This window comes from Ruoffia halotolerans (assembly GCF_014049385.1).
GTDB lineage: Bacteria > Bacillota > Bacilli > Lactobacillales > Aerococcaceae > Ruoffia > Ruoffia halotolerans.
The window spans coordinates 45,539-51,696 of sequence record NZ_JACAOA010000017.1 but is presented as its reverse complement, the minus strand read 5'-3'; the positions used below and the strand labels follow the sequence as shown (position 1 = coordinate 51,696).

The window sequence follows — 6,158 nt, the reverse complement described above, 5'->3', positions numbered from 1 at the left end:
TATGTTTAACTTATGATTCTAGATGTTATTTCATCAAGTTTTAGCCAAGGAGTTGTATGGGCAGTCATGGCTATTGGGGTATACATTACCTTCAGATTACTTGATATCGCAGATTTATCAGCCGAAGGAGTGTTCCCCTTAGGGGGCGCCATCGCAGCCATTATAATTACAAATGGTCTTAATCCATTTCTCGCAACTGCAGCAGCTTTCGCAGGTGGGGCAGCCGGTGGTTTACTCGCAGGTTGGATACACACAAAACTTCATATCCCACCACTTTTAACGGGTATTTTACTTCAAACAGGTTTATATTCGGTTAACTTCCAAGTCATGGGTGGACGTTCAAACTTAGCTTTACTGGGTCAAGAAACGATTTTCACACCTATGGAAGATATGTTTGGTTTCAGTAAAAATATGTCTGTAACAGTTCTTGGCTTGATTATCCTAGCGATTATCATTACTTTATTAGTTCTGTTTCTGCATACTGAAATGGGGCTATCGCTTCGAGCAACTGGGGATAACCCACGAATGAGTGAAGCAAACGGGATTAATACAAACCTTATGAAGACTTTAGGCTATATTATTGGTAACGGGTTGATTGCCTTAAGTGGAGCAATGGTAGCACAAAAAGACGGCTTCGCCGATCTAAGTATGGGTATAGGTACCATTGTTATTGGACTTGCCTCAGTCATTATTGCTGAAGTGGTAATTCCTAACCAATCAATTGGTTTCCGTTTAACTTCGATCATTTTAGGTAGTTTCATTTACCGCTTAATTATTGACTTTATTTTAAACCAACCATGGATAGATATTCGTCCAACTGACTTACGTCTATTCTCTGCTATCTTACTTGGATTAGTATTGTATTTCCCTCAAATTCAAAGACAATTTGGTAGTCGGAAGAAGAGCGCAGTGAGTGGAGGTGCGAAATAATGACTCAAGAAAGAAAAATTAAATTAGAACTATCAGGTATTCAAAAATCATTCGAACGTGGAACAGTTAATGAGAATCACGTTCTAAAAGGCATTGATTTAACACTTTATGATGGAGACTTCGTAACTGTTATTGGTGGGAACGGTGCTGGTAAATCAACTTTACTCAATACAATTAATGGTTCACAGACACCTGATGAAGGCTCAATTGAAATTAATTACAAAGACGTGACACGCCTTCCAATGAACAAACGTGCGGACTCAATTGGGTACGTGTTTCAAGACACGAAGATGGGGACAGCGGCGCGTTTAACAATTCAGGAAAATATGGCGTTAGCTAACCGACGTGGTTTAAAACGTGGCCTTCGTAAAGGTGTTAAAGAAGCGGATCGTCAACAAATGATCGAACGCTTGAAAATATTAGATTTAGGATTGGAAGACCGTTTAACTACAGATGTTGCTTACTTGTCAGGTGGACAACGCCAAGCGTTAACACTCTTAATGGCAACATTACGTAAGCCACAAGTATTGCTACTGGATGAGCATACGGCAGCGCTAGACCCTAAAACAAGTGAAATGGTTCTCAGATTAACAGATAGAATTGTGAGCGAACAACAATTAACTGCATTAATGATTACCCATAATATGAATGATGCGGTGAAATATGGTAACCGTCTGATTATGCTCCACCAAGGAAGAATAATCTTTGATGTGAGTGGCGAAGAGAAGAAAAACTTAACGATTGATCGTTTAATGGAGCTCTTCCGTCAAGAATCAGGTGAAACATTAGCATCTGATGCGATGTTATTATCTTAATTAGAAACATATTCCAATATACCGGCCAGCAGCCAGCTAAAAGCGACTGCTGGTCTGTTTTTGTGTTAGTTTTGGTTAAGTGTTTAATTTCCCTTGTCATGCGGTGACGTGTCCTGTTAAGTGTTTAATTACCACTGTTAACGTCTGCCCCGTCCTATTAACCGATTAATTCCCTTGTCACCACCCAACATCCCCCATCAACAAACTTTTCTAAACAAATATTCAATAAATCTTACATTTTCTATTGCAATATTCCTTATACATGGTAAAATTTTGACAGGTTAAAGGGACTTTTAAAGTAATCCAGAGAGGTTACTAAAGACTTCATTTTATAGAGGGTATTGCGTTGAGCGAGCCATCAATTTACATATGAACTTCTTTAAAGCCCTGTTTTTGCTAAGGGCTATTTATTTTGTCCAAAGTGAACCTAAACAAAAAGGAGCTGTTTATATGGAAAATTCAGGAAAAGAAAAAAGAATGTTGTTGGATGTACATGAGAAGCCATTTTTAATACCTGGTTTATTATTAAGTTTCCAACATGTGTTTGCGATGTTCGGTGCGACAATTTTAGTGCCTTTAGTATTAGGTTTGCCAGTGTCGACAGCACTTTTAGCAAGTGGGGTTGGGACGCTGATTTATATGGTTGTGACTCAGTTTAAAGTACCGGTATATTTAGGTTCATCATTTGCTTATATTACAGCGATGTCATTTGCGATTGATCAAATGGGTGGAAGTATTGATGCAGCTCAAACTGGAATTATGTTAGTTGGACTTGTTTATGTTGTTGTAGCATTTATCATACATAAAATCGGAAGCGGCTGGATTAATAAATTATTCCCACCAATCGTTATTGGACCAATGATTGTTGTTATCGGATTAGGTTTATCAGCGACAGCGGTTCAAAATGCTGGCTTTGTTTCAGGTGGAGATTGGCGCCAAATTCTTACGGCTGTTGTGACTTTTGCCGTAGCTGTATTTGTTACATGTAAAGGGAAAGGTTTTGCCAAAGTGATTCCATTCTTAATTGCAATTATTGTGGGTTATATAGTGGCGATTTTACTAGGGATTGTTGATTTAACCCCGGTTCATGAAGCAAGTTGGTTTGCGTTACCAGATATTCGCCTACCATTTGGAAACAGTCCAGATCGATATAACTTCTACTTTGGTGCTGAAGCATTAGCGATTATCCCGATTGCATTTGTAACAATCGCGGAGCATATGGGAGATGTGATGGTTCTTGGGGAAATTACAGGTCATGATTATATTAAAAAACCTGGTTTAGACAGAACTTTAGCCGGTGACGGAATTGCCTCTTTATTCTCGGCATTCATTGGTGGACCAGCCAATACAACCTACGGGGAAAATACAGGAGTTATTGGTATGACAAAAGTAGCGAGTATATCAGTCATTCGTAATGCTTCTATTATTGCAATTATCATCAGTTTCTTAGGGAAATTCACGGCTCTAATTTCAACAATTCCTCAATCAGTTTTAGGTGGAATGTCTATCTTACTTTACGGGGTTATCGCAAGTAATGGATTAAAAGTATTAATCAGTGATCGAACAGACTTTAACCAATCCCGTAACTTAATTATCGCAAGTGCGATGCTAGTTATTGGTTTAGGCGGGGCAGTTTTTGAAGTAGGTTCAGCCTTAGTTATTTCAGGGACGGCTTTAAGTGCGGTTGTTGGAATTATCTTAAACTTAGTTTTACCTGCTGAAGAAAAATAATATCCGCCTTAAGTTGGATGTCAATTTATCAAATTATGCGATAATAAATATACGCTAATCTACAAACCGAAACGTTCAGAGCGTTTCGGTTATTTTTTATTCATCTTAAATTAATGTCAGTATTATATAATCATTACAAGTTGTCGGATGCAAAGAAAAATGGTATATGTGGTATAATTATAGTGATTTCAACTAAGGAGGAATACATATGTTTTATATGGATTGGACTTACATTTTAGTCCTTATCGGAATGGGAATTGTTATGTTCGCACAAAATCGTGTGCAATCGACATTCAATAAATACGATCAATTAGATACAGAAAAAAGAATTACAGGGAAGCAAGCAGCAGAGCATATCTTGCAAACAGCAGGAATATCTAATGTAAAAGTGGAACAAGTAAGAGGGCGTTTAACTGACCATTATGACCCTAGAAATAAAGTGTTGCGCTTATCAGAAGCAACTTATGATCAAACTTCAGTAGCTGCAGTAGCCGTAGCAGCCCATGAGGTTGGACATGCGATTCAAGATCAAAAAGATTACGCATTCTTAAAAGTAAGAAGTGCGATTGCACCAGTCGTTCAAATTGGGTCATCTATCGCGATGCCTTTAATTTTAATTGGTTTATTATTTCAATTAACTGGTTTAGTTAATATAGGGATTCTTGCTTTTGGTTTAGTTGTCGTTTTCCAATTAGTCACTTTACCCGTAGAGTTTGATGCAAGTAAAAGAGCCCTAGCGATTCTAGGGGAAACAGGAGTATTTGTGCAGGAAGAAGTGCCCGCAGCGAAAAAAGTGTTAGATGCAGCAGCTTTCACATATATTGCAGCCACGTTAAGTACGGCGCTCCAGTTAATACGACTCATTCTAATATCGAACCGCAGAAGATAAGAATGAATTGAAAGGGATGGTAGATTGTGAGCTTATGGAATAAAATCACACAAAGAAAAGCGAATCGAGATATCGCGAATAATTTAATGGAGAAGACTCAGCAAGAAGTGGACCGCATTGAACCCATTAATATTTTAGTTGCTGGAAAAACAGGAAGTGGTAAAAGTACTTTAATTAATGCTGTCTTCCGGGAAAAATTAGCAGAAACCGGTGTTGGACAACCGATCACTCAACATGTTGAGAAAATTACTAAAGAGGGTGTCCCACTGACTTTGTATGACACAAAAGGTTTAGAGCTTAATCCTGAAGCGCAGCATGAAGTCTTACTGTCACTTTCAGATTTAATTAAATCACAAAAAGAAAAAGGTCCTCATGAAGCCATTGATATAGTTTATTACTGTATTAACAGTACAATGGCGCGGATTGAGCCATTTGAGATGGAGTTAATTGAAGCAATGGCTGAGCATGTGCCTGTGTTGCTAATCTTGACGCAAGCGATTGGTGAGAAGAATAGTGACTTTGAGAAATATTTAAACGAGCTTAATATGCCAGTTCAGTCAATTATTCCATTGTTAGCGAAAACGTATTTGATTCGTGGTGAACAAAGAATACCTGCTTATGGATTGCAAGAATTAATTGATACAACACTTGAAGTGGTACCAACAGAGGTTCACAAGGCTTTTATCAACGCCCAACAAATAGATTTGAACATTAAAGTGGAACACGCTAGGCGTTGGGCAAATAAGTATGTAGCTTCAGCTTTTGGCGTTGGTTTTTCACCGATTCCGATTTCCGATGCCACGCTCCTTGTGCCGATGCAAATTACAATGTTAGCGCACATTACATCTATATTTGGTTTGTCATTGGACAAATCACAAATTGTGTCAATTATTGCAGGGATTGGCGGGACTGGTGGGGCGACTTACTTCGGTAAAATCCTCGTCTCATCAGCTTTTAAAATCATACCAGGTATCGGAACAGTTGCTGGTGGGATGATCTCTGGGACAACTGCAAGTGTGTTGACTGTAGCTTTAGCTTTCAGTTATATTGAAGTACTTCGTCAAATTGCGATCGCTGAAATTATTGGACGCGATATGAAGATTAAAGAAATTCAACAAATAATGAACAAAAATTTATCTGAACAACTTGATGTTGTTTACGAAAATCTTCCTAAAGACATTAAAGAAAAATATTTACCTGAATGTTTAAGTACATTTTTAAATCAATAGACGCTAGAATAAAGTGATTGTTTCCAATATGTTGGATACTATCACTTTTTTTGTAAAAATTCAAAAGAATCTTTGAAATAGTTTGTGATTAAGTGTACAATGATACCATCTTAAAATAATAAAAAAGGAGGGATATAAATTGATTAAAAAATATATTTACATCATATGTGGGTTTATTACGTTTGCGATAGGTTTTATTGGGACTATCTTACCTGTATTGCCGACGACTCCCTTTTTATTATTAGCCGGTTTCTTTTTTGCACGAAGCTCCGAACGCTTTACAAACTGGTTGCAGCAAACTAAAATGTATCAGTTTTACGTTTCAGATTACGTTGAAACTAAATCTATTCCACGTAAAAAGAAATACAAAATGCTTGTCAATATCGTGATTCTAATGGGCGTATCAATTTATTTCGCACCAATCATATTTGTAAAAATTATACTCGCTTTATTAATGTTAGGCATTCTATCTGTCTTGTTCTTAGTCGTACCAGATAGAGAAGAATCATATCAGTGTAATGAAAAAAACACGAGCCACACCGGAAAGTAATCCGAAGTGGGTCG

At 37.5% G+C, this 6,158-nt stretch carries 6 protein-coding genes; all 6 read left to right on the top strand.

The window, feature by feature from the left end; all coding sequences use genetic code 11:
* The first annotated feature begins 12 nt into the window (after positions 1-12).
* The gene (locus HW423_RS07260; RefSeq protein ID WP_218931269.1) at positions 13-930 is read left to right on the top strand and encodes an ABC transporter permease; all 918 of its coding nucleotides are present in this window, start codon (positions 13-15) and stop codon (positions 928-930) included.
* Positions 930-1,745, top strand: coding sequence for an ABC transporter ATP-binding protein (locus tag HW423_RS07255; protein ID WP_218931268.1), 816 nt, complete (start codon positions 930-932; stop codon positions 1,743-1,745). The genes HW423_RS07260 and HW423_RS07255 overlap by 1 nt, the downstream gene beginning before the upstream one ends.
* Positions 1,746-2,195: 450 nt before the next feature.
* The gene (locus tag HW423_RS07250; RefSeq protein ID WP_218931267.1) at positions 2,196-3,476 is read left to right on the top strand and encodes a uracil-xanthine permease family protein; all 1,281 of its coding nucleotides are present in this window, start codon (positions 2,196-2,198) and stop codon (positions 3,474-3,476) included.
* A 208-nt stretch (positions 3,477-3,684) separates the two neighbouring features.
* Positions 3,685-4,365: a zinc metallopeptidase gene (locus HW423_RS07245; protein WP_218931266.1), complete on the top strand. Its 681-nt coding sequence runs from the start codon at positions 3,685-3,687 to the stop codon at positions 4,363-4,365.
* 26 nt (positions 4,366-4,391) lie between these two features.
* Complete coding sequence (locus HW423_RS07240; protein ID WP_218931265.1) at positions 4,392-5,594, top strand: YcjF family protein; 1,203 nt, start codon at positions 4,392-4,394, stop codon at positions 5,592-5,594.
* A gap of 142 nt (positions 5,595-5,736) precedes the next feature.
* On the top strand, positions 5,737-6,144 hold the full coding sequence (locus tag HW423_RS07235; protein WP_218931273.1) for a YbaN family protein: 408 nt from the start codon (positions 5,737-5,739) through the stop codon (positions 6,142-6,144).
* The last annotated feature ends 14 nt before the right edge of the window (positions 6,145-6,158 follow it).